Source organism: Paraliobacillus sp. JSM ZJ581 (genome assembly GCF_044383835.1).
Classification (GTDB): domain Bacteria; phylum Bacillota; class Bacilli; order Bacillales; family Amphibacillaceae; genus Paraliobacillus.
In genome coordinates this window covers 25741-49370 of the sequence record NZ_JBISEP010000013.1, presented here as the reverse complement: position 1 = coordinate 49370, position 23630 = coordinate 25741, and the positions used below count along the sequence as shown (strand labels likewise).

The following is a 23630-nucleotide window of genomic DNA, read 5'->3' as shown; positions in this document are numbered from 1 at the left end:
TTGACGAAATGTCAGCGGGATATCAAGATTCTTTTTTGAAAGTATTTACTTTAAATTCTAATCCACATTTAGCAAAAGAAATAGCAGATGAAATAGGTGTACCTTTAGGCGAATGCTCAGTTACGACTTTTAGTGATGGGGAAATTCAAATTAATATTGAGGAAAGTGTACGTGGTTGTGATGTGTATGTTGTTCAATCGACCTGCGTGCCAGTAAATCAGCATATTATGGAAGTGTTAATTATGATTGATGCACTAAAACGTGCATCAGCTAAAACAATTAACATTGTAATGCCTTACTATGGTTATGCACGTCAAGATCGTAAAGCTCGTGCACGTGAACCGATCACCGCAAAGTTAGTAGCAGACTTATTACAAGTAGCTGGAGCGTCTCGTGTTATTTCATTAGATTTACATGCACCACAGATACAAGGTTTCTTTGATATCCCTGTTGATCAGCTAGTAGGTGTCCCAATTTTATCTGATTTTTGGAAAGAGAAAGGGTTAGATGATGTTGTTATCGTTTCGCCTGACCATGGCGGTGTAACAAGAGCACGCCAATTGGCTGAACGTCTAAAAGCACCTATAGCGATTATTGATAAGCGTCGTCCACGTCCAAATGTAGCTGAAGTAATGAATATTGTCGGAGATATAAAAGGGAAAACAGCTATTTTAATTGATGACATTATTGATACAGCTGGAACGATCACACTAGGTGCGAATGCACTAATTAAAAATGGAGCGAAAGAAGTGTATGCTTGTTGTACACACCCTGTATTATCTGGCCCAGCTATGGATAGAATTGGTGATTCTCCAATCAAAGAGTTAGTAGTCACAAATTCTATTCCATTACCTGAGGAAAAACAAACAGAACAAGTTAAAACGCTATCTGTAGCTCCACTAATAAGTGAAGCAATTATTCGTGTGCATGAGCAACAATCTGTAAGTGTGTTATTTGATTAATTAAATTTTATGTTTAATGTTGTGAACAACAGGGAATAACCTAAAAATAGATATAGTTTTTCAAATTTATTGGAGGTTGATGAACTTGGCAATACAGCTAAAAGCAAAAAGAAGAGAAGATTTAAAGAAATCAAATACGAAACAAATTAGACAATCAGGGCGTATACCGGCAGTTGTCTATGGCAATAACAAGAAATCCACCACTATCTCAATTGATAGTATAGAATTACTAAAAACAGTTCGAGATGAAGGGAAAAATGCAATTATTACTTTGGATGTAGAAGGTGAATCATTAGATGTCATGTTGCATGATTATCAAATAGAACCTCTCAGAGATGAGCTTGTTCATGCTGACTTTTATGTGGTCAATATGTCTCAGGAAATGGATGTAGAAGTTATTATTCGTTTAGAAGGAGAGGCGAAAGGATCAAAAGAGGGTGGCGTACTACAACAGCCGTTGTATGAAATAGCTGTTCGAGCAAAACCAGCTGATATTCCTGAAGAAATAACTATTGATGTTTCAGACTTGCAAATCGGAGATAGCATCATGGTAGCTGATTTGAAAGACGGTAAGAATTATGAAATCCTAGAAGATGAGAATACAACAATTGTGACTGTTACCGCACCTGATACGGCAGAAGAAACAACGGAAGAAGAACAATCCGAACCAGAAGTAATTAACGAAAAAAAAGATGACTGAAAATAATAAATAAAAACCTTGAATAATTGTCTCTATAAATTAAGAAAACATTTTTATGAAAGTTGGTGTCATGTGAAGCGACACCAACTTTATTGTTTTTATCTTCTTTGCTTGATTGATGGTTTTATTACAATCAAACGTACCAATAAAATTATAGATGATTGCAATTTTTTTTTTTGCAATAACGTGTCTTGTATTTTCGATATCTCTTCTTTTTGAATCTCTTTTATTTTGTGCAAATTTCACTTGATCATTGCCTTAAAATATTGTCTTTATTATTTTTTATGTTTTCTTATGTTGGTAGGCTGATATCCAAGTTTGGTAGCAAAAGAATTTTTATATAGACAGTTAACGGTGGGATAATATAGCTGATGGTTATATAGCATTAACTTTTGAATTCGTTATCATTTACTGTCATAATTAAGGAACGTGCAATAGCTCCTATAATTCAAATAACATCATGATCTATTGCTTTATTTTTCTCAGAGAAATCAGTAGAATAGAAAACGTGGATAAACAGCCTAAAGAAAGACGTGAATGAAAATGAAGTGTATTATTGGATTAGGGAATCCAGGTAAAAAATATGAAAAAACACGCCATAATATTGGTTTTATGGTATTAGATGAACTTGCCAAAAGTCATGATTGGCGTATTAATAAATCAAAATTCAATGGCTTATATACGATGGAGACGGTTGAGCAAACAAAAATTATTTTACTAAAACCTCAAACGTATATGAATTTATCGGGAGAATCGATTCGTCCGTTGATGGACTTTTATAAATTAGAAGTGGATGATATTTTAGTGATTTATGATGACCTTGATTTACCAACAGGGAAGGTCAGGCTTCGTCAAAAAGGAGGACATGGTGGTCATAACGGCATACGTTCTATGATTGACCATCTTGGAACGAAAAATTTTAATCGACTACGTATAGGTATTGACCGTCCGACTGATCATGCTAGTGTGATTGACCATGTTTTAGGGGAGTTTGATAATTCCCAACAAACAGAAGTGAATGACGCTATTAAACATGCAGTAGCGGCTTGTAGTGCGTGGATGAACAAACCTTTTCAAAAAGTAATGAATGATTTTAACCAATAATCATATAGTGTATAAAATACTAGCCAATGGAAATGATAAAAAATAAAGCGCATTTCTATTGGAGGTAGTTTGGATGGCAATCTTATACAAGTGTCGACATTGTAAACAACTTTTAGGTACAATTGAACAAGATGTAGTTGATGCCAAGTTATTGGGATGGCAGGCGCTTTCAACTGAAGACCGAAGAGAAATGATACAGTATGGAACAAATGGAGAAATTGAAATAAAAGTGATATGCGAAGACTGTCAAGAAACATTAGAGCACAACCCTCATTACCATGCATTAGATTCTTTTATTCAATAGGCCAATATACTAGTGATTGTTTAAAGTAAAGAATGAAATATATAGATAACAATGCTTTATTAGCTTTGGTTACTTAACCAAAGCATTTTTGCACGTAAAAATGATAAAATGAATGTGTAAAGCATAGGGGGAAGAAGATGAAAGGAATAAAGAAATTCTTATATCATCATAATGATATTTACTCGATAATAAATGGTTTATCCTCTGGTTTGAATGAACAACTTGTTAGCGGGTTAACAGGTTCTGCACGTAGTTTGTTAGTGACCGCTTTACAAGAGTCGACTGATCGACCCATCTTACTTGTTACACACCACTTAACGCAGGCACAACAGCTTTTTGAAGATTTAATTAAAATGTCAGACGACCGCAGTAATATTCATTTATATCCGATAAATGAATTAATTACTTCAGAAATGGCGGTAGCTAGTCCAGAATTACGAAGTCAGCGAATTCAAGCGCTTACGAAATGGTCACAAAGCGAAAAGGGTATTCTAGTAGCGCCAGTTGCTGCTCTAAAACGAATGTTGCCACCTAAAAACTATTGGAATGACTATCAGCTTACTTTTGAGGTTGGGAAAGATATACCTGTCTCTACTTATTTAAAAGCTCTAACCCATATGGGGTATCATCGTGTCGATATGGTAGCTAGCCCGGGTGAATTTAGTTTACGTGGTGGGATTTTGGATATGTATCCAATCACAGAGCCGAACCCTATTCGGGTAGAATTATTTGATGAAGAAGTAGATTCTATTCGTTTATTTGATGCAGAATCACAACGATCACTAGAAAAAAAGAAGCAGGTTATTATTCAACCGGCTACTGAAATTCTGTTAACGGATCAAGATTTGCTCATAGGGGCACAGAGGCTTGAAAAAGCTCTAGCTGATGATTTGAAAAAAACATATGACCCAAGTGCTGCGGAGAAATTATCGCAATCGATTACGCATGACATTGAACGAATGAATCAACAAGAACGATTCCAAGAGTTAGCAAAATATATTGGCTTTTTCTATGAGCAAAAAACAAGTTTGCTAGACTATTTGCCAGACAATGGTTGTGTTGTATTAGATGAAATGAGCCGGATTCAGGAATCGGCATTGCATCTTGATCAAACAGATGCAGAGTGGCACCAGACATTATTAGAAGAGCAAAAAATGGTACGTACAGCTAAATTTGCTTTTGATTGGCATCAGGTATGGGGAGAAATGAACTGCCCAAAAATTTATTTATCTGTATTTCTTCGTCATATTCCAAATACGAACCCGCAAAATATTGTCAACCTATCTTGTCGAGCGATGCAACAATTTCATGGACAAATGCATGTACTGCAAAATGAAGTAGATCGGTGGAAAAAAGGGGATTATTCCATTATTGTAATGACCCCTAATGCTGAGCGTGCAGAAAAGGTTCAATCAATTTTCCTAGATTATAAAATGGATTCGCAGATTATGGACAACGATACTAGCCTCCCTGTAAAAAATATAACGATTATAATTGGTGAACTAACTGGTGGTTTTGAGCTTCCACTGCATAAACTTGCGATTATAACGGAAAAGGAATTATTCAAGAAAACAGCAAAAAAAACGAATAAAAGAAAACAAAAAATTTCAAACGCTGAACGAATTAAATCTTACCAAGAATTAAAGGTTGGAGACTATGTTGTTCATGTCCATCATGGAATTGGTCGCTTTATAGGGATAGAGAACTTAGCGGTAAATGGTATACACAAAGATTTTATGCTGTTAAAGTACTCTGGGGATGACAAGTTGTTTGTCCCTATTGATCAAATTGATTTAGTTCAAAAATATGTAGGATCAGAAGGAAAAGAACCGAAGTTATATAAATTAGGCGGAAGTGAATGGAAGAAGGTAAAGCGGAAAGTTCAATCTACTGTAGAAGATATTGCAGATGACCTAATGAAACTTTATGCAGAACGTGAGGCATCTAAGGGGTATGCATTTGCTGAAGATACTTTGATGCAACGAGAATTTGAAGATGCCTTTCCGTATGAAGAAACAGAGGATCAGTTGCGTTGTATTGAAGAAATCAAAGAAGATATGCAGCGTGTTCGACCAATGGATCGTTTACTTTGTGGTGATGTTGGGTATGGTAAAACGGAAGTTGCCATTCGAGCTGCTTTTAAAGCAATAGCAGAAGGAAAACAAGTCGCATTTTTAGTTCCAACTACTATTTTGGCTCAACAACATTATGAAACGGTAATGGAACGTTTTCAAGATTATCCAGTAAATATAGGATTATTAAGTCGTTTTAGAACACGAAAACAACAAAAAGAAACAATAGATGGCTTAAAAAAAGGTTTAGTTGATCTAGTCATTGGTACGCACCGCTTATTATCAAAAGATGTTGTTTATCAGGACTTAGGTGTATTAATTGTTGATGAAGAGCAGCGTTTTGGTGTGAAGCACAAAGAAAAAATTAAACAACTTAAAACCAATGTAGACGTATTAACATTAACAGCAACTCCGATTCCAAGAACATTGCATATGTCAATGCTAGGGGTGAGAGATTTATCAGTAATCGAGACACCGCCCGCCAATAGATTTCCGATACAAACTTATGTATTAGAGTATAACCCTATGTTTTTACGTGAAGCTATTGAACGGGAAATGGCAAGAGGCGGACAAGTATTTTTCCTTTACAATCGTGTAGACAATATTGAACGTAAAGCACAAGAAATTAGTATGCTTGTTGATGATGTCCGTGTAGGTGTTGCGCATGGTCAGATGAATGAAACAGAGCTTGAAAATGTGATGTTTGGTTTCCTTGAAGGAGAATATGATGTATTAGTCAGTACAACAATTATTGAAACAGGTGTTGATATACCAAATGTGAATACACTAATTGTCTATAATGCAGATCGTATGGGGCTGAGTCAGTTGTATCAACTGCGAGGTCGTGTAGGAAGAAGTAATCGAATTGCCTATGCCTATTTCACGTATCAAAAAGACAAAGTATTAACAGAAGTAGCAGAGAAGCGACTACAAGCAATAAAAGAATTTACTGAATTAGGGTCTGGCTTTAAAATAGCTATGCGTGATCTATCGATTCGAGGTGCCGGTAATATACTAGGAGCACAGCAACATGGCTTTATTGATTCAGTGGGATTTGATATGTATTCTCAAATGTTGAAAGAAGCTGTTGATAAGAGAAAAGAAGGAAAGCCAGAAGAGGAAATCAAACCGTTTAATCCAGAAATCAACCTTTCCATTGACGCGTATTTACCAGACACTTATATTCCTGATGGAAAGCAAAAAATTGATATGTATAAACGATTCCAAACAGCTGAATCGGAAGAAGATGTATTGGAAATTCGTGAAGAACTAATTGATCGATTCGGTGACTATCCAAGTGAAGTTGCCAACTTACTTGATGTAACTGAACTTCGTATAGAAGCAAAGAAGCAACGGGTGGAATCAATTAAAGAAAACAAGCAAGCAATAACATTAGTTGTAGAAGAGAAAGCAAGTCAGTTGATGGATGGTGAAAAATTATTTCACTATGCAAACAAATATGGCCGTATGATCCAATTAGGTACAGATAATCAAAATTTAAAGATTGGCTTTCGCTGGGACCGAAACACATATCCTGACCGTTATAAGAAAATCATTCGTTTTATGAAGGATATGGAAAAGTTAAAACGTGATAATATAAAATAAAATGTATAGTTTATTTTTATCCAAGCATACTAAAAACACAACTGGTTATTTATGTTTTTACTTTTACATAAGTGGAAATATTGCCAGCAAGATGATCATCAAAGAAAGAGAGGCTGCTTGAAATGAAAGCTACAGGAATTGTACGTCGTATTGATGATTTGGGAAGAGTGGTTATACCTAAAGAAATCAGAAGAACATTACGTATTCGCGAAGGTGATCCATTGGAGATATTTGTTGACCGAGAAGGGGAAGTGATTTTAAAGAAATACTCTCCTATACGTGAATTAAGTACCTTTGCAAAAGAATATGCAGAAGCGCTGTTTGACTCTGTGGGAAATACAATCTTAATATGTGATCGAGATGCGTTTATTGCTGCTGCGGGCGAACCAAAGAAAGATTATTTAGGTAAGAATATTGCACAACAAATAGAGAAAGTAATGGAAGAGCGAAGTAGTGTAATGAAGCCAGAAAAAGTAGCATTAGAACTAATCGCTGATCAAGGTGTAATGAATGTATCTTATGTGATGCATCCGATTATCGCAAGTGGAGATCCAATTGGTTGTGTCATTATTTTTTCTAAAGAGAATAATATATCAACAGTGGAACAAAAAGCGGCAGAGACCGCAGCTAGTTTTTTAGCAAGGCAAATGGAATAAATAGTTTTTATGCTCAGTGATAGGCTATAGAAAAGGCCTATCACTGTTTTTTTGTTTAAAACACTTGCGAATAGCAACGTTTACATATACGATAGACTATAGTTGGATGGCATAGCTTTGGAGGAATGCCGTTATGAAGCAAGAGCTAATTGTTGAGAAATCGTTGAATAATAATGTAATCATTGCAGCACATCCAGTCTATAAAGAAGTTGTCTTAATTGGAAAAGGGATTGGCTTTAATAAAAGCAAGGGAGACAAAGTTCTCTTTGATCAAGCAGATAAGCTGTTCTTATTAAAAGATGAGCAAGAGAAGGAACAGTATATGCACTTATTGACTCACGTAGATAGAGATATTATGTCTTTTATGAATGATGTTCTCTTTTATGTTGAGGAAAAAATGGGAATCCCATTGAATGAGCATATACATGTTGCATTAACGGATCATTTAGCGTTTGCGATTCATCGCGTACATAAAAATATTCCGTTTAATAATCCATTTCTGTTTGAAATTGAATCCTTATACCCAAAAGAATATCAAGTAGCTTCTGAAGTAGTACAGAAAGTCAAGAATGAATTACATGTTGCATTTCCAGAAGGTGAGATTGGTTTTATTGCACTGCATATTCATAGTGCTGTCACTGACAAATCAATGAGAGACTTAAACAAAAATCATAAACTTATTACAAAAATGATTGATGTAATCGAACAGCATCTAGATATTCGATTGGTGAAAGGTGACATTAATTATAACCGATTAATTCAACATCTTCATCGTGCAATAGAGCGTGTTTACCAAGGAGAGCAATTAGGTGAACAACAAAAATTAGCAGAAATGTTGAAAATGACATATCCAATATGTTATAATCTTGCTTGGAAGTTAATTAAAGTTATGCAAAAACAATTAAATAGACCTGTAGATGAGACAGAGGTATTATACTTAACGATTCATTTACAACGTCTAACTAATAAAATCTAGTTGCGTGTTACTGATTCGATCAGGCATGAGTGAAAGTGTTAGTTACCGAGGGATAGTTATATTCTTTTACGGTAACCCAACCCTTTTTACTCATGCCTTTTTATTTATCCTAATTTAATTATGTAAACGCTATTGTCATTCATTATTTCGGTTTTTTAACACAGACTAGATTGTGCATAGCTAATAAAAGGAGGAGACTGTAATGTCTAAATTGAATGTTTTCGGCACGTTACAAAAAATAGGAAAATCATTAATGCTTCCTGTTGCTTTATTACCTGCTGCAGGTATTTTACTTGCATTTGGTACTAGTTTCGCACAAGACTCATGGGTTGAAAAATTTCCTTGGTTTGGAAATCCGACCGTTTTAAGAGTACTAGAAGTAATGGCGGAAGCTGGTGGAATTGTATTTGCTAACTTACCGTTACTTTTTGCTGTTGGTGTTGCAATAGGGCTAGCTAGTGGTGATGGTGTTGCTGGATTGGCAGCGATTATAGGATATTTAATCATGAATGTAACGATGGGTGTTTTCGGAAATGTTACTCCAGAGATGTCTGCAAACGACCCAGCATTTACATCAGTATTAGGAATTGACACACTGCAAACAGGAGTCTTTGGTGGTATTATTGTCGGTGTCCTTGCATCTTATTTGTATAAAAAATTCTATAATATTGAATTACCACAGTTCTTAGGATTTTTTGCGGGGAAACGCTTTGTTCCTATTATTACAGCGTTTTCATCTCTGTTTTTAGGTATTTTAATGTATTTTGTATGGCCATTTGCACAAGAAGGTTTAAACAATTTATCTCATTTTATGCTCGATACAAACCGAACGATTTCTACTTTTGTATTCGGTACGGTGGAGCGTGCATTAATTCCATTCGGGCTTCATCACATTTTCTATTCACCTTTTTGGTTTGAATTTGGTAATTATACCAATGCTGCTGGTGAAATTATTCGTGGAGATCAAGCTATCTTTTTTGAACAATTACAAGACGGTGTCCCTTTTACTGCTGGTAATTTTATGACTGGTAGGTTTCCGTTTATGATGTTCGGTCTTCCAGCTGCTGCACTTGCTATTTATCATACTGCAAAGCCATCACGTAAAAAAGTGGTAGGTGGATTAATGGCATCTGCAGCATTGACTTCATTTTTAACAGGGATTACCGAGCCAATTGCATTTTCTTTCTTATTTGTTGCACCAGCATTGTTTGGTATTCATGCTATTTTTGCAGGTCTTTCATTTATGACGATGTATTTACTAGATGTTAAAATAGGGCAAACATTTTCTGGCGGTTTAATTGACTTTATCTTATTCGGTGTTATGCCAAATCGCACTGACTGGTGGTGGGTGATCATTGTTGGTCTTATCTTGGCCTTGCTTTATTATTTTGTTTTCCGTTGGGCCATTCTTAAATTCAATTTGGCAACTCCTGGACGTGAGGATGAAGCAGATGGTGATTCAGATCATGATGGTGAAGCAGATGATCGTCCATATGAAATCTTGACTGCTATGGGTGGGCAAGAAAATATCACTAATTTAGATGCTTGTATCACACGACTTCGTGTTAGTGTAAGTGACAAAGGTAAAGTAGATAAAAAACGTTTGAAAAAACTAGGCGCTTCTGGTGTGATGGAAGTTGGTAACAATATTCAAGCTATTTTTGGTCCGGTATCTGATACGATCCGTGGGCAAATGCAAGATATTATCGATGGAAAAACACCACGTCAAAGGAAAGATGAAAATTCACAACAAACACAAGAGATGCCATTCATAGCCGATGATATTGATATAACTAGTCCGATGTCTGGTGAAATTTTGTCCATATCTGAAGTTCCGGATCAAGTTTTCTCACAAAAAATGATGGGAGATGGTTTTGCTGTAAAACCATTATCTGGAAAGGTTGTCGCACCAGTGAATGGGAAAGTACTGAACATCTTCCCTACCAAAAATGCGATTGGTTTACAAGCTGAGAACGGATTAGAAATATTAATTCATATCGGTATTGAGACTGTTAAACTAGACGGACAGGGATTCACTCAAAAGGTAGAAGAAGGGCAAGAAATAAAACAAGGTGATCTTTTAATGGAAATAGACTTAGATTATATTCGGGAAAATGCGGCGTCTACTGTTACACCAATTATTTTCACTAATCTACAGGAAGGTCAATTCATTGAAGTTAAAACTGGCAAGATTGATGAAAATCAAGGTGGTTTTGTAACAATTAAATAAATCTATATTATAAATCCCCCTATCAAAAAAAGGGGGATTTTAATTTTATTATTAGTTGAAATACAATCTAAAGAAGATAAATAGTAACAAAGTGAACAAGGCTTGAAGCATAATAAATAAAGCAAGTTATGTTTACTATTAGTATACATATAAAAAATACTAGTATCGAATTTTGCTACGATATAAATTTTTTTTTGAAAAAACAGCGTCATAATGAGGTGTAGATAAGAAAGATGATAGTCTTTAACTTCTACAATCCAAGCTTGTCACTCTCTTATGTGTCCTTTTCTTTTTAAAAAAGAATAAAAAAGGTATTTTCAGAATACGCTGTTCAAATTTAATAAACGCTAGTGATACTGTTTATATAAGAAGTTGATTTATGATTTTTAATAAGAGATTTGTTTTTTGGATAACAGGAGATATGTGATCGACAATGATTATTTGTTGGGTTTTTAAGTGTATGAAAATGAGTAAATAAATCGCCTATGCTATAATGTAATCTATCGATGTTAACGGAGAAAGGCGTATGGTATGTTACAAGAACAGTCTAATAAACATTTTTTTCAAGGAGCATTAATATTAACGTTAGCAGGTATTATTAGCAAAGTTTTAAGTGCTGGATATCGAATTCCTTTGCAGAATATTACAGGGGATGTCGGCTTTTACGTTTATCAGCAAATTTACCCTTTTTTAGGAATGGCGATGATGTTTGCCTTATATGGCTTGCCAACAGCTATATCAAAACTTATTGCAGAAAAAACAGAGGGAGGACGGAAGAAACTACTTTCTACAGACTTTTATCGAATAGTTACGGTAACTTTTCTTTTTTCTTTCTTATTAGCAATTGTTCTTTTTATGTTAGCTCCACCTATTGCATCCATGATGGATGACCGATCACTTATCCCATCACTGCGCATGTCTGCATTTGTTTTTTTAGTTATTCCGTTCGTTTCTAGCTTACGCGGACTGTTTCAAGGGTACAATAATATGAAACCAACAGCATACTCACAAATTACAGAACAACTATTACGGGTGGGCTTAATTATTGGTTTTTCACTATATGTGGTTAACCAAAGTAAATCGTTATATTATATTGGAGTCGGTGGTGCAATAGCATCCTTGGTCGGAGCATTGGGTGCTGGCGTTATTCTATCCATGTTCTTTAAAAAAGAACAGATCATGTTTAATCAGACTGGTTATGCTACCATTGGTTGGAAGGAAGTTACACGATCTATTCTAGGGTTTGGATTAGTGATCACAATCAATCATATGCTATTATTGTTGTTTCAGTTTGTAGATGCATTTACATTAGTATCTGCGTTAAAAATGTACGGCCTTCCTTTATCAGATGCAAAAATGTGGAAAGGCGTCTTTGACCGTGGACAACCACTAGTTCAACTGGGAATTGTCATTGGTTCGTCATTTGCATTAGCATTAACTCCAACGATTACAAAGGACAGGTTGCAAAAACACGAGAAGCAATTTATTTCTTATATAAGAAGCGCTTGGAAATTCAGTCTTTATTTATCAGCAGGCGCAGCTATAGGGTTAACCACTCTTTTTTCGCATGTTAACGAATTATTATTTCTATCAAGCAGCGGGACAACAACTTTACAAATGCTAGCCCTTACGATTATTTTTGCTGCACTTAGTATTACTACTGCATCTATTTTGCAAGGTTTCGGGTATATGTATCGCACGGCATTTTTTGTGCTAATTGGTGTAGGGATCAAGTTTTTACTAAATGTATTGTTGGTTTCACTACTTGGTATTTTCGGGGGAGCATTAGCGACCGTACTTGGGTGTATTATCATTTTGCTCACCAATTTGCACCTTTTGAAAAAGGTGGTGAAGAAACGGATTATTGAAGTGCCATGGCTTCGATTTATTGGCTCGTTAGCTGGCATGATTTTAATTTTATTGTTAATTAATCAATGTATTTTTCCATTTGTTACGCAGGAGTCTAGATTCATATATGCCGTATATGTATTACTAGCAATTATAGCAGGAGCAAGCATGTACTTTTTCTTACTGATTAAGCTTCGGGCATTTACAAAAGAGGAATTACAGGTGTTACCATTTCAAAGTATCGTAGGGTACATTGCGAAGGAGAATAAGCATGATAGGAAATATTGAAATCCTTGGATTAGGAGCAGGCGATATCAATCAATTATCATTAGGTGTTTATCGAAAACTAAAAAAGTCGAATCAACCGATTTATGTTCGTACGCTGGATCATCCAGTCATTTCGACTTTAAAGGAAGAAGGCGCTTCATTTATTTCATTTGATGAGGTGTATGAACAACACGATTCGTTTGAACGGGTGTATCATGCTATTGTGCAAACACTAACGAAAGAAGCGAAAAAAAAGAACACTATAATATATGCGGTACCTGGTCATCCAATGCTAGCGGAAAAGACAGTCCAATTATTACTAGAAAGTGCAGAAGTAGAGGTAAGCATCACTGGTGGACAAAGTTATTTAGATCCTTTATTTACTGCACTTCAAATTGACCCGATAGACGGGTTTCAATTTATCGATGCGACAGCTTTCTCTCGTAGTCAAATCGACTATCGAAATCATCTAATCTTTTGTCAGGTGTATGATAGCTTTATCGCTTCCGAGGTCAAGCTAGCGTTATTAGAGGACCTTCCGCCAGAGCATCTTGTAACGATTGTTGAGGCGGTTGGTAGTGAAGAAGAGAAGATTCAAACAATACAATTAGTCGAGTTAGATCAAGGGGTAAAGCTTAGCAATTTAACGAGCGTTTATGTCGCACCAATTGAAGAAGAAAAAGTAAATCATCAGTTTTTTAGATTACGTGATGTGATCGCAACACTTCGAGCTCCCTCTGGATGTCCGTGGGATAAAAAGCAAACGCATCACTCGCTACGAAAATACTTGTTAGAAGAAGCATATGAATTAATAGATGCAATAAATGAAGAAGATGATGATGCGACCATTGAAGAACTTGGTGATGTATTACTTCAAGTTATGCTACATAGTCAAATCGGAGAAGATCTTGGTTACTTCACAATTGATGATGTTATAGCAAGTATTACAAATAAAATGATTCGAAGGCACCCGCATGTGTTTGGAAATGTGAAAGTGACGGGTGAAGCTGATGTTATCCAAAACTGGAAAGATATTAAAGCAAAGGAAAAAGACTCAAAAGCATTAAAATCGTTACTTGATCGTGTGCCGCAATCAGCATCGCCGTTGATTAAGGCAGAAGCATTACAAAAAGAAGCAGCAAAGATTGGCTTTGATTGGTCCACGCCTGAGCCGATATGGGATAAAATTTACGAAGAAATAAAGGAATATCAAGAAGCTGTAGAAAAAACAAATGCACTTGAAATGGAAAAGGAATTTGGAGATATTCTATTTGCTATTGTTAATATAGCAAGATATTATAAAGTTAACGCAAACCTAGCATTAGAACAAACCAATCAAAAGTTTATCCGTCGTTTTCAATATATAGAACAAAAGATTGCAGAAAAAGGGAAGTTGATGGAAGATCAGACATTGGAAGCATTAGATCAACTATGGAACGAATCCAAAACAAAAAAAGATTGAAAGGTGGAATAGATTTATTATGCGATTAGATAAGTTCTTAAAAGTATCTCGCTTAATTAAACGCCGGACACTAGCTAAAGAAGTAGCCGATCAAGGTAGAATCACGATAAACGGGAATCAAGCAAAGGCATCTACTAACGTGTCTGCAGGAGATGAATTAACGATTCAATTTGGTCAAAAAAAGCTTACGATTTCGGTAGAAACACTTAAAGAAGTAGTAAAGAAAGAAGAAGCGACATCATTATATACCATTGTAAAAGAAGAGCATATACAATAATTTTCTATTGTTCTAAACTTGTCCCTTCAGTCATATAGTTCTAATGATAAGGAGGGATTTTTAATGGTACAAGGTCAACGCAACTATCCATCACACACAGAACAAACGGAGCATTATGTTCGAGTCAATCATCGCCGTGTTATTGAAATTAGTGGGGTAAAAGAAGTCGACAGCTTTGATAATGAGGAATTTTTGTTACAAACCGTTATGGGATATATGATGATTCGTGGAGAAAATTTACAAATAAAAAATTTAGATGTAGATCAGGGAAATGTAGAAATAAAAGGTAAGATATATGAGCTTTCCTACATGGATGAACAACAAGAGGATAAAACTAAAAGTTTATTTAGTAAGCTGTTTAAATGAGTTTAACAATACAGTTTAGTACGATTATGGCTATGATAGGAGGAGGTTTTTATTTAGGCTGTGCCGTAGATACGTTTCGTCGTTTCAATGTATATTGGAAAGGCCAGCGCCTCCTTTTTTATAGCTTAGAGATTTGTTTTTGGTCATTGCAAACTTTGGTGTTGTTTTATCTTTTGTTTTTGGTTAACCAAGGGGAGCTTCGATTATATATATTTTTAGCTGTTTTTTGTGGTATTGCAGCTTATAAAAGTTTATTTGCTACAACGTATCAACGTTTATTAGAATTTATCATTCATGCAATGAAGAGCTGTTATCAAGTGATAGTTCGATTGGTTAGACTGGTTATTGTTCGTCCAATTCTAGTGCTGGTTCACAGCTTATTAGCAATAACTTTATTTTTTATAGGAATAGCTTTTTCCGTTATAAAACGAATGGTCACAATCATTTTTTTCCCAATTCGAATCATCGGAAAAATTTTTTATCGACTGCTCCCTGTAAATGCACAAAAATACTTAGTTGCTTTAGCAGGATTTTATAGTAAAATAGAGAATAATACAATAAAAAGATGGAAATCTATATGGTATAAAGGAGGTAGTAGGTAGTGGGGAGACAAAAGAAGCAAAATGTATCACGAATAAATTCTTCATATATGAAGCAGTACGATGCACAAATAGAAAGACAACGAAAAAAGAAAAAGCGATTACACCGACGTCTCACACTGTTTGCTATCGTTGTTTGTATTACATTCGGTAGTATTATTATATACCATGTGAATCAACGTTCACTGTACGCTGAAAAAGCTAAAGAGTATCAAGCCATGCAAGAAGAATATAAGGCGATGGAACAGGAAGAAGACGATCTTAAGGAACAAGTGAAGCTATTAAAAGACAAAGAATATGTATTACAAATAGCAAAAACGAACTATTTCTTCACTAAAGAGGGCGAAATTGTATTTAAATTGCCCGAAGAAGCACCATCTTATTGACATGGTTTTCGATGCTTATATATAATGTAATTGTAGTATATCTTTTTTTTATTCTTAAGGAGGAGCATTTTTTTTATGTCAATCGAAGTAGGCAGCAAGTTACAGGGAAAGGTAACCGGAATCACTAATTTTGGTGCATTTGTTGAATTACAAGAAGGATCGACAGGACTTGTACACATTAGTGAGGTTGCTGATAATTATGTGAAAGACATTAATGAACATTTAACTGTTGGTGATGAGGTGACGGTTAAGGTAATTAATGTTGAAAAGGACGGAAAAATTGGGTTATCTATTAAGAAAGCAAAAGATAAGCCAAGCAATGGCCAAGGACGCCGTAAAAATAATAGTCCTAAAAATAATCGTGAACGCACGGAGTCATTTGAATCGAAAATGAATCGTTTCTTAAAGGATTCTGAAGATCGGTTAGCAACACTGCGTAAACATACCGAGTCTAAGCGTGGAGGTCGAGGTGCTAAAAAAGGCTAACTTGCTGTCTAACGTAACCAATTAAGAGAGATGCTAGAGGGAAATAAGTTATATTATTTTGATGATAAAACGAGAAGGTTTTGTAATTATAAATTATAATAATAACGATAAGAAGGCCGCTATTAGGATAGTGGCTTTTTTTTTATAAAGTAATTGAATAATATATGTTGGTTAGGGAATTTTAAAAAAAAGAAAGCTGACATGTTTGTTTTATATTTTCATAAAATATCCACACATTTATATTATAAAAGTTTATTAAGTGTGTTAAAATAAATATGTAAAATACAAGTAATCAATTTTTAGGGGGCAACAAATATGAAATTCAAATTATTTTTAACACTAATCCTTTCGGTATCATTACTTGCGGCATGTGGAACAGGTGATAATGCAGAGGATACAACAAAAGAGGAAACGACAGAAGAAACAGAGGGTACAGAGGAAGAAGAGACTGATGCAGTAACAACAGCATCGATTGTTAGTGAAGCTGACGCATTTGTTGATGCAGTATCAGAAAATGGTACTTGGATTATCGCTACACTTAATGATATTACGCTTGAAGAAGAAGTTGTTGTAACTGGTAAGTTTCATGATAAGGGCGACGAAGCGAATGATGTTTATCGTAAAATAGCACCTTATACACAAGATGAAGATCGAAATATAACAGAAACGTATACAATTACAACACCAAAAATGACGATTCAAAGTGAAAACTTAAACTTCTATGCTGGTACATTAGCTGGTGATGTACATGTAGAGGCAAATGGTTTCCAACTTGGAGAAGATGCAAAAATTGATGGAAACCTTACTTTTGCAAGTCAAGAACATCAAGATTCAGCTGATATTTCTGGTGAAATTACTGGCGATACTACTGTAGCAGAATAAATAGAGTAAATGAGCTATCTTATACAGATAGCTCATTTTTTGAATCCTATTTGTTGCAATGGACGTTTAGAAAGTAGAAAATGAAGATAGTATCTTTAGAGAACGATTTGGAGGTGAGTTTAATAAGATGGCATTTACGGTTACAGAAGAAGCGGCAGCATGGTATATAAATGAAATGAGCTTAGATTCGGGAGATTATGTCCACTTTTTTGTTAAATTATATGGCGGTATCCCCACTGCACATCCTAATTATTTTTTAGGTGTATCTGTTGGGAAAGATGGAGAGATTGGTACATCTGATATAGTCAAAGGTATTACATTTTATTTTACCCAACAAGATAAGTGGTTTCTTGAAGACTTTGATTTAAAAGTAGATATGGGGGAAGAAGAAGCAATATTTGATTTTACCCCAATAGAATAACAAAAAGATGAAGTAAAAAAAATCGGGATGATGTCCGATTTTTTTTACTTGTTTCTATTTAGTAAGTCTAGCGTTATTGTGTATAAATGATTTTTATAATTGCCATTGGGTAATTTTTTTAACTCTTTTAGTGCCTTGTTGGTATAACGTTCAGCTAAAATTTTTGCTTTTTCTATACCTTTTTCTTGCTCAATGATTGCTGCAATACGTTGTATATCTGTATCTTTCATTGCCTCTTTTTTTGTTAGAATAGGTTTTAATTCATCTGCTTTTTTTTGCATAGCATAAATCAATGGTAATGTATAAATCCCCTGTTGCACATCAGACATGATAGGTTTACCGACTTCGTGAGCTTTACCTTGATAATCCAGAATATCATCCATGATCTGAAATGCCATCCCAATATAATGTCCCATATTCCAAGCAGTTAGTGCTTGTCTTCTCGTTGCTTTGCTTTCCACGGCACCAGAGTAGCAACTAACCGCAAATAATTGAGCGGTTTTTCCAGAAATTCGTGATAAATAGCTCTTCACACTGTTAGGTGGTAGAAATCGGGCATTTAACTGGTCTAACTCACCGCTTAATACTTTCTCCATGCTTCGTGAATTAAATTCTAAATGAGCTAGTGAAGTTGCATGACGAGATAAAATAGTGAAGCATACAGAAAACAAATAGTCACCAGCATATATAGCAAACTGATTGCCATGTGTTGTTTGGAGTGTTTGTCGCCCGTGTCTAGTTGATGATTCATCAATTACATCATCATGCACAAGTGTTGCCATATGCAAAGTCTCTAATGCGGCAGCTACAGCAATAGCTCGTTCTTTATCTTGTTCCGGCCCAATATGTGAGCATAAAAGAGAATAGGTAGGACGTAATAGTTTACCACCGGCAAAAATCATATCTGTAATGATTGCATGTACCTTTTTATCACGAATACGAATATTGCTGTTAATTAGGTTTAATACACTTTCTAAATCTACTTTAAGTTCTGGGTAACGATCCCACATCGGATGTACACGCATTATGATAACCTCTTTCTTTAAAAGTAGTTATGCTGCCTTAAATCACGTAAATCCATGTAGTAATGCAATTTTTCTACATGAGTTAATAAATAGTTGGCAGCAATTCCAATAGCAATACCAGATAAAATGCCAATAAACGATAATACGGGTAAATATAGCATGACTGTCCAAGTTTGTGCGATCCAGCTTGCTACCATCAGTTGTCCAACGTTGTGTAACACAGCACCAGTTGTACTGACGCCTATAAGACTAACATGCTTTCTTCCTAAGTTTTTGACAAAAAGCATACCAAAAAAACTGAGTAATGCGCCAGCAGCACTATACATGAACGTGGATATTGTTCCGCCTAATAATGTGGCTAACACTAATCGAATACTAACTACTTTAAAGGCATCTTTTACTGGTAGTGTGTATAAGGCTAATAAAGTAATCATATTTGCTAAGCCGAGTTTCGCACCAGGAGCAACAGCAAAAGGAAAAGGAATGGCACGCTCTAATAAGCTGATGATGACGGCTTGTGCTGCTAACAAGGCAATATAAACGAGTCGTTGATTTTTTGTCATAGCTAAAATCATCCTAAATTATCTTGTTTTTAAGAAAACAGTAAAGGGCAAAAAGAACGTATCACAGTACTGTTACTATTCTTACTCCCCTTTAGTGTCTTATTAAATACACATCATAAAGAAGATAAGCGAATGGCTCAAGTAAATATGAGCCAATCGCCTTCTTTACATCTAATTATTTTTTATCTTGATAAATTGCTCGCTCTTTTCCATACCACCAATGACCAAGCTTTTGTTGTAGGAATGGAATAACCCAGTAATCAAGGCCGAATGTACGTCCAGATCCGTTCATCAATGCAATAGATGCTGGTAACGCCCATACTTTATCCCATCCGAGCATAGCAGATAAAGTAAACATAACAAGGAATCCAGCGCTTGCTGCGTTTGCTAACCAAGTGAATAAGCCACCTAAAATAGCTAGCCCAATTGCTAATTCAATGAACACCATAAATTTCTGCATGAAAATTGCCATTTCAGGAGTTGGAAGGGCAATTTTCATAAACCATTCAAAGATACCAGGCATTTTACTTAAAATTGGTGTTGCCCACTCAGTAGCTGAAGCTGCTTCACTTGCTCCGCTAGTTGTTGTCTGTAACCACTCAAATGGTAAACGTACAGTATCTCCAACTAACCAAGATCCTTCTCCTAAACCTTTAAATAAATCAGGGACAGTAGACCAGCTTGAGATAGCATTTTCAAATGTTTCTTTCCCCCAAATCTTAGTACCGGCTTCAACTAACCAGAATCCAGCTACAAAAATTCGTAATGGTAAGCTCCATAATACATTACCATAACGTGTTAAGAAATCACGGAAAATGTTACGTTTGTCTTTTGTTCCAAAAAATTCATGACGAATATATTGAACCATATAATAGCCACTTGCAATGCCCATAAAATAGTAAAGGTTGACCATGTGTTTCATAAAATTAGCAAACCAACCACTTAGGGAAATGCCCATTAAGTTTGCTACACCGTATCTAGCGCCAATAGATACCATTGTCCCATGATATTTGCCTTCGTAAGCTGTTTTTTCACCACCACTAATTTCGGAAATAATGTTTTTAGCAGCAGTCGTACCTGTTTGTTCAGCTGCTTCCACAATTTGTGGAGTTGGCTTTCCAGGTTCTTCTTCATAATAAGCTAAGTCACCAATAACATAGACACTATCATATTGGTCAGATTCCATATATTGATTTACTTTTAAGCGTCCTGCGCGTGCAGTTTCCATGCCGTAGTCTTTTGTATCAGAGTTTGCTTTTACACCAGCTGTCCAAATTAATGTATGTGTAGGAAGGGACTCTCCAGATTTTAAAACAATTTCTTCCGCTTTCACTTCTACAATCGGCGAATCTTTCAATATTTTGACACCTTTTTTGTTTAAATATGCTTCCGCTTTGTCAGCATCTTTTCGCTCTAGCATATTCAAGATCGTTGGAGCCGCTTCTACAACGTAAAGGGAAATATCTTCGGTGTCCAGTTTGTTATCTTTTGCTAAGCGTTCTTTCCATTCAATTAATTCACCAACCATTTCGATTCCGGTAAATCCAGAACCACATACAGTGAAGGTAAGCATGGCTTGACGTGTCGCTTGATCATGCACAGTTGCTGCTTTTGCTACTGTTTTTTCAATGTGTTCGCGAAGTCTGACTGCATCTTCCCAAGACCATAGTGTAAATGCATGCTCGCCTACACCTGGAGTGCCAAAATCATTTGGTTCTCCACCCATACCTAAAATAAGGTAATCATAAGCGTATTCACCATGCGCTGTTGTAACTTTTTTCTTGTCGTGATCAACATGTGTCACGTTGTCTGTTACTAGATTTACTTTTGTTCGATTAAATAATTTACGTAGGTCAAACTGAATTGCATCTGGTTCTACGCGATGTGCCGCAACTTCATGTAATTCTGTCATCATTGTGTGGTAGGAATGGCGATCAATTAACGTAATTGTAACTGAGTCGTCTTTTTTGTACTTTTTTGCTAGCTTTTTTGCTGCATGTACACCAGCGTATCCCGCACCGATAATGACAATGTTTTTGTTTGCCATAATATCTATACACTCCTTATAAAATAAAAATTAATCATGTCATCGTTGTGAAAGTGTGAACAACCGATTACAATTGTACCTTTAGTTTGTGCCTGTGTCCAGTGGGTTTTTAAAGATTATATATAATTAAATCTAAAAAGTTCACAAATTTAATAATAATTTTAAACCATAAAGTTCAATAAGTTTTCACATATTGTATAAAATAGCTATGCAACGAACTTTTAACCGTGCTATGGTAGTATTATTGCAAAGTTTACTATATAGACACTATCATTAGGTAAATGCTATACTTATGTCGAAAAAATGTGAATAAGTTCACATTGGAAGCCCAATATGTCTAAATTTATTATTATTATTTCATGTTAGAAAGGTTTTGACAACGTTGAAGAAGAAATATATGTTGATTATCTTAGTAATGATGTTGATTGTAACTGGTTGTAATGTGAATGAGTCAAAATTGTTAGATTCTCCTTACAAAAGAACAGAATTTATGATGGGTACTGTCGTAACATTAAAAATTTATGATGAAGGAAAAGAAGATGTCATAGATCTTGCTTTTAATGAAATGCAAAATCTAACCGAACAAATTGGGGTAGAAGAATCCCAATCACAAATTGATGAAATAAATGAAGCTGCTGGTACATCACCTGTTGAAGTTTCAGAGGAGATCTTTTCTTTAATTCAAGCAGGAAAAAATTATAGTGAACAAGCGGATGGTTCTTTTGATATTACAATCGGGCCTTTAACTTCATTATGGCATATAGGTTTTGATGATGCAAAAAAGCCTACACAAGAAGAAATTGATGACGTATTGCCATTAATTAATTATAAAAAAGTCGTGCTAAAAGAAAAAGAGCAAACAGTTTATTTAGAAGAAAAAGGAATGAAGATAGATTTAGGTGCAATAGCCAAAGGGTTTATTGCTGATAAAGTAACGAATTTATTAGATGAAAATGATGTTACGACCGCAATTATTGACTTAGGGGGAAATATCTATGTAAAAGGTAATAACCCTTCAGGAAAAGAGTGGACTGTAGGTGTACAAGACCCATTTACAGAGCGTGGACAAATTGTTGGTAAAATAGAAGCGAATAATCAATCGATTGTTACCTCTGGTATATATGAGCGATATTTAGAAGTCGATGGACAAAAGTATCACCATATTTTAAATCCAATTGATGGCTATCCGTATGAAAATGATATAGCTGGTGTTACGATTATTAGTCAAAAATCGATGGATGGTGATGCATTATCTACTTTAATTTTCTCAAAAGGTTTAAAGGATGGTTTGGCCTATATTGAAACGCAAGAAGGAGTAGAAGCAATATTTGTTGATAAAGATCAACAAGTGTTTATTACTTCAGAGTTGGAAGGTACATTTGAATTGACTAATGATGCATTTAAATTAGGAAACAGAGAAGAACTTTAATAAGGAGAGTATAAGGTGTCTATTTCTACATTTTTAAAACTGGTTGAAATTCAAACGAAAATTGCAAGTGTGTTTCCATTTTTGATTGGATGTCTGTTTGTTTATTACAGATATGATTCGTTTCAGCCACTAAATACAATGATTTTCTTTCTATCGATGTTAACTTTTGATTTAACAACAACGGCAATTAATAATTATATGGATTATCGAAAGGCATCATCTGAAGCATACAGATTGGAACATAATATTATTGGTCAAAAAAACATCTCTGAATCAACGGTCATTATTACAATACTATGTTTATTAACTCTTGCTACATCGTTAGGGATCTGGCTGGTTTTTCGTACGGATTTGTTTGTATTATTGGTTGGCATGGTATGCTTTGGTATAGGGATATTTTATACCTTCGGACCAATACCATTTTCAAGAATGCCGTTAGGTGAAATTTTCTCTGGGGTAACCATGGGATTTGGCATTTTGTTTTTAGCTATTTATGTAAGTGCATATGATCAAGGCATTGTTCAATTAGTATGGCAAGGTAGAATGATTCGTGTGGAAGCCGATATATTGTTAGTTTTAGAAATTATCTTAATTAGTATTCCTTGTGTATTTACCATTGCTAATTTAATGCTTGCTAATAATATTTGCGATCTAGAAGAAGATATTTATAACCAACGTTTCACCTTACCATATTATATAGGAAAAAAATACGCGATATGGTTATTTAATGGGTTGTATATATTGTCTTTTACTGCTATTGTCGTAGCAGTAATTCTAGGAATATTGCCTCCTTTAATATTGATCGTATTACTAGTTAGTTATCCAGTATATCAGCTTGTTCGTCAATTTAATATAAAACAAGTAAAGTCCGAAACATTTAGTGTTGCAGTAAAGAATTTAGTTCTAGTTAATGGCTCTGTTGTTATATTGCTGGCTGTAACTGTATTATTTTATTAAAATGAT

At 35.1% G+C, this 23630-nt stretch carries 23 protein-coding genes; 19 read left to right on the top strand and 4 right to left on the bottom strand.

What is annotated here, in order from left to right; genetic code table 11:
- The first annotated feature begins 8 nt into the window (after nucleotides 1-8).
- Both ACH6CY_RS09010 and ACH6CY_RS09005 read left to right on the top strand, forming a co-directional pair.
- A complete protein-coding gene (locus ACH6CY_RS09010) occupies nucleotides 9-962 on the top strand; it encodes a ribose-phosphate diphosphokinase (RefSeq protein ID WP_374067004.1) in 954 nt (317 codons plus the stop codon).
- 85 nt (nucleotides 963-1047) lie between these two features.
- Entirely contained in the window at nucleotides 1048-1662 is a 615-nt protein-coding gene (locus tag ACH6CY_RS09005; protein ID WP_374067003.1) for a 50S ribosomal protein L25/general stress protein Ctc, read from the top strand.
- A 39-nt stretch (nucleotides 1663-1701) separates the two neighbouring features.
- On the opposite strand, the gene ACH6CY_RS09000 is transcribed toward ACH6CY_RS09005, so the two are convergent.
- The gene (locus ACH6CY_RS09000) at nucleotides 1702-1908 is read right to left on the bottom strand and encodes a hypothetical protein (RefSeq protein WP_374067002.1); all 207 of its coding nucleotides are present in this window, start codon (nucleotides 1906-1908) and stop codon (nucleotides 1702-1704) included.
- 297 nt (nucleotides 1909-2205) lie between these two features.
- Between ACH6CY_RS09000 and pth the strand changes: the two genes are divergently transcribed.
- From pth to ACH6CY_RS08925, 15 genes are all read left to right on the top strand, one after another.
- On the top strand, nucleotides 2206-2766 hold the full coding sequence (gene pth / locus ACH6CY_RS08995) for an aminoacyl-tRNA hydrolase (RefSeq protein ID WP_374067001.1): 561 nt from the start codon (nucleotides 2206-2208) through the stop codon (nucleotides 2764-2766).
- A 73-nt stretch (nucleotides 2767-2839) separates the two neighbouring features.
- Complete coding sequence (gene fin / locus ACH6CY_RS08990; RefSeq protein ID WP_374067000.1) at nucleotides 2840-3070, top strand: anti-sigma-F factor Fin; 231 nt, start codon at nucleotides 2840-2842, stop codon at nucleotides 3068-3070.
- A 137-nt stretch (nucleotides 3071-3207) separates the two neighbouring features.
- Nucleotides 3208-6747, top strand: a complete 3540-nt coding sequence (gene mfd, locus ACH6CY_RS08985; protein ID WP_374066999.1) for a transcription-repair coupling factor — start codon at nucleotides 3208-3210, stop codon at nucleotides 6745-6747.
- A 122-nt stretch (nucleotides 6748-6869) separates the two neighbouring features.
- The gene (spoVT, locus tag ACH6CY_RS08980) at nucleotides 6870-7403 is read left to right on the top strand and encodes a stage V sporulation protein T (protein ID WP_374066998.1); all 534 of its coding nucleotides are present in this window, start codon (nucleotides 6870-6872) and stop codon (nucleotides 7401-7403) included.
- A 133-nt stretch (nucleotides 7404-7536) separates the two neighbouring features.
- Nucleotides 7537-8379: a glucose PTS transporter transcription antiterminator GlcT gene (gene glcT, locus ACH6CY_RS08975; protein ID WP_374066997.1), complete on the top strand. Its 843-nt coding sequence runs from the start codon at nucleotides 7537-7539 to the stop codon at nucleotides 8377-8379.
- Between the two features lie 202 nt (nucleotides 8380-8581).
- Nucleotides 8582-10609 (top strand): glucose-specific PTS transporter subunit IIBC, encoded by a 2028-nt coding sequence (gene ptsG / locus ACH6CY_RS08970; RefSeq protein WP_374066996.1) that lies wholly within the window; start codon nucleotides 8582-8584, stop codon nucleotides 10607-10609.
- Nucleotides 10610-11140: 531 nt separating this feature from the next.
- A complete protein-coding gene (locus tag ACH6CY_RS08965; RefSeq protein ID WP_374066995.1) occupies nucleotides 11141-12745 on the top strand; it encodes a putative polysaccharide biosynthesis protein in 1605 nt (534 codons plus the stop codon).
- Complete coding sequence (gene yabN, locus ACH6CY_RS08960) at nucleotides 12729-14186, top strand: bifunctional methyltransferase/pyrophosphohydrolase YabN (RefSeq protein WP_374066994.1); 1458 nt, start codon at nucleotides 12729-12731, stop codon at nucleotides 14184-14186. The genes ACH6CY_RS08965 and yabN overlap by 17 nt, the downstream gene beginning before the upstream one ends.
- Nucleotides 14187-14205: 19 nt before the next feature.
- Nucleotides 14206-14463: an RNA-binding S4 domain-containing protein gene (locus ACH6CY_RS08955; protein ID WP_374066993.1), complete on the top strand. Its 258-nt coding sequence runs from the start codon at nucleotides 14206-14208 to the stop codon at nucleotides 14461-14463.
- A gap of 63 nt (nucleotides 14464-14526) precedes the next feature.
- A complete protein-coding gene (yabP, locus tag ACH6CY_RS08950; protein ID WP_374066992.1) occupies nucleotides 14527-14829 on the top strand; it encodes a sporulation protein YabP in 303 nt (100 codons plus the stop codon).
- Nucleotides 14826-15431, top strand: coding sequence for a spore cortex biosynthesis protein YabQ (gene yabQ, locus ACH6CY_RS08945; protein WP_374066991.1), 606 nt, complete (start codon nucleotides 14826-14828; stop codon nucleotides 15429-15431). Before yabP ends, yabQ begins: the two co-directional genes overlap by 4 nt.
- Entirely contained in the window at nucleotides 15431-15814 is a 384-nt protein-coding gene (locus ACH6CY_RS08940) for an FtsB family cell division protein (RefSeq protein WP_374066990.1), read from the top strand. Before yabQ ends, ACH6CY_RS08940 begins: the two co-directional genes overlap by 1 nt.
- A 75-nt stretch (nucleotides 15815-15889) precedes the next feature.
- The gene (locus ACH6CY_RS08935; RefSeq protein ID WP_374066989.1) at nucleotides 15890-16300 is read left to right on the top strand and encodes a S1 domain-containing RNA-binding protein; all 411 of its coding nucleotides are present in this window, start codon (nucleotides 15890-15892) and stop codon (nucleotides 16298-16300) included.
- 315 nt (nucleotides 16301-16615) lie between these two features.
- Entirely contained in the window at nucleotides 16616-17182 is a 567-nt protein-coding gene (locus tag ACH6CY_RS08930; RefSeq protein ID WP_374066988.1) for a hypothetical protein, read from the top strand.
- A gap of 127 nt (nucleotides 17183-17309) precedes the next feature.
- The gene (locus ACH6CY_RS08925; protein ID WP_374066987.1) at nucleotides 17310-17603 is read left to right on the top strand and encodes a HesB/YadR/YfhF family protein; all 294 of its coding nucleotides are present in this window, start codon (nucleotides 17310-17312) and stop codon (nucleotides 17601-17603) included.
- Between the two features lie 44 nt (nucleotides 17604-17647).
- Here the strand turns inward: ACH6CY_RS08925 and ACH6CY_RS08920 are convergent, their stop codons facing one another.
- From ACH6CY_RS08920 to ACH6CY_RS08910, 3 genes are all read right to left on the bottom strand, one after another.
- Nucleotides 17648-18628, bottom strand: coding sequence for a polyprenyl synthetase family protein (locus ACH6CY_RS08920; RefSeq protein ID WP_374066986.1), 981 nt, complete (start codon nucleotides 18626-18628; stop codon nucleotides 17648-17650).
- 17 nt (nucleotides 18629-18645) lie between these two features.
- Nucleotides 18646-19191, bottom strand: coding sequence for a Gx transporter family protein (locus ACH6CY_RS08915; RefSeq protein ID WP_374066985.1), 546 nt, complete (start codon nucleotides 19189-19191; stop codon nucleotides 18646-18648).
- A gap of 175 nt (nucleotides 19192-19366) precedes the next feature.
- On the bottom strand, nucleotides 19367-21238 hold the full coding sequence (locus ACH6CY_RS08910) for an FAD-dependent oxidoreductase (protein WP_374066984.1): 1872 nt from the start codon (nucleotides 21236-21238) through the stop codon (nucleotides 19367-19369).
- A 397-nt stretch (nucleotides 21239-21635) separates the two neighbouring features.
- Here ACH6CY_RS08910 and ACH6CY_RS08905 point away from each other — a divergent pair, with 397 nt between their 5' ends.
- A complete protein-coding gene (locus ACH6CY_RS08905) occupies nucleotides 21636-22667 on the top strand; it encodes an FAD:protein FMN transferase (RefSeq protein WP_374067028.1) in 1032 nt (343 codons plus the stop codon).
- Between the two features lie 15 nt (nucleotides 22668-22682).
- On the top strand, nucleotides 22683-23624 hold the full coding sequence (gene menA, locus ACH6CY_RS08900) for a 1,4-dihydroxy-2-naphthoate polyprenyltransferase (RefSeq protein ID WP_374066983.1): 942 nt from the start codon (nucleotides 22683-22685) through the stop codon (nucleotides 23622-23624).
- Nucleotides 23625-23630 lie beyond the last annotated feature (6 nt).

Coding starts and splice junctions, on each gene's coding strand:
- ACH6CY_RS09010 (WP_374067004.1), top strand. CDS start 9: ATGTCAGCGGGATATCAAGATTCTTTTTTGAAAGTATTTACTTTAAAT.
- pth (WP_374067001.1), top strand. CDS start 2,206: ATGAAGTGTATTATTGGATTAGGGAATCCAGGTAAAAAATATGAAAAA.
- fin (WP_374067000.1), top strand. CDS start 2,840: ATGGCAATCTTATACAAGTGTCGACATTGTAAACAACTTTTAGGTACA.
- mfd (WP_374066999.1), top strand. CDS start 3,208: ATGAAAGGAATAAAGAAATTCTTATATCATCATAATGATATTTACTCG.
- spoVT (WP_374066998.1), top strand. CDS start 6,870: ATGAAAGCTACAGGAATTGTACGTCGTATTGATGATTTGGGAAGAGTG.
- glcT (WP_374066997.1), top strand. CDS start 7,537: ATGAAGCAAGAGCTAATTGTTGAGAAATCGTTGAATAATAATGTAATC.
- ptsG (WP_374066996.1), top strand. CDS start 8,582: ATGTCTAAATTGAATGTTTTCGGCACGTTACAAAAAATAGGAAAATCA.
- ACH6CY_RS08965 (WP_374066995.1), top strand. CDS start 11,141: ATGTTACAAGAACAGTCTAATAAACATTTTTTTCAAGGAGCATTAATA.
- yabN (WP_374066994.1), top strand. CDS start 12,729: ATGATAGGAAATATTGAAATCCTTGGATTAGGAGCAGGCGATATCAAT.
- ACH6CY_RS08955 (WP_374066993.1), top strand. CDS start 14,206: ATGCGATTAGATAAGTTCTTAAAAGTATCTCGCTTAATTAAACGCCGG.
- yabP (WP_374066992.1), top strand. CDS start 14,527: ATGGTACAAGGTCAACGCAACTATCCATCACACACAGAACAAACGGAG.
- yabQ (WP_374066991.1), top strand. CDS start 14,826: ATGAGTTTAACAATACAGTTTAGTACGATTATGGCTATGATAGGAGGA.
- ACH6CY_RS08935 (WP_374066989.1), top strand. CDS start 15,890: ATGTCAATCGAAGTAGGCAGCAAGTTACAGGGAAAGGTAACCGGAATC.
- ACH6CY_RS08930 (WP_374066988.1), top strand. CDS start 16,616: ATGAAATTCAAATTATTTTTAACACTAATCCTTTCGGTATCATTACTT.
- ACH6CY_RS08925 (WP_374066987.1), top strand. CDS start 17,310: ATGGCATTTACGGTTACAGAAGAAGCGGCAGCATGGTATATAAATGAA.
- ACH6CY_RS08920 (WP_374066986.1), bottom strand. CDS start 18,628: ATGCGTGTACATCCGATGTGGGATCGTTACCCAGAACTTAAAGTAGAT.
- ACH6CY_RS08915 (WP_374066985.1), bottom strand. CDS start 19,191: ATGACAAAAAATCAACGACTCGTTTATATTGCCTTGTTAGCAGCACAA.
- ACH6CY_RS08910 (WP_374066984.1), bottom strand. CDS start 21,238: ATGGCAAACAAAAACATTGTCATTATCGGTGCGGGATACGCTGGTGTA.
- ACH6CY_RS08905 (WP_374067028.1), top strand. CDS start 21,636: ATGTTGATTATCTTAGTAATGATGTTGATTGTAACTGGTTGTAATGTG.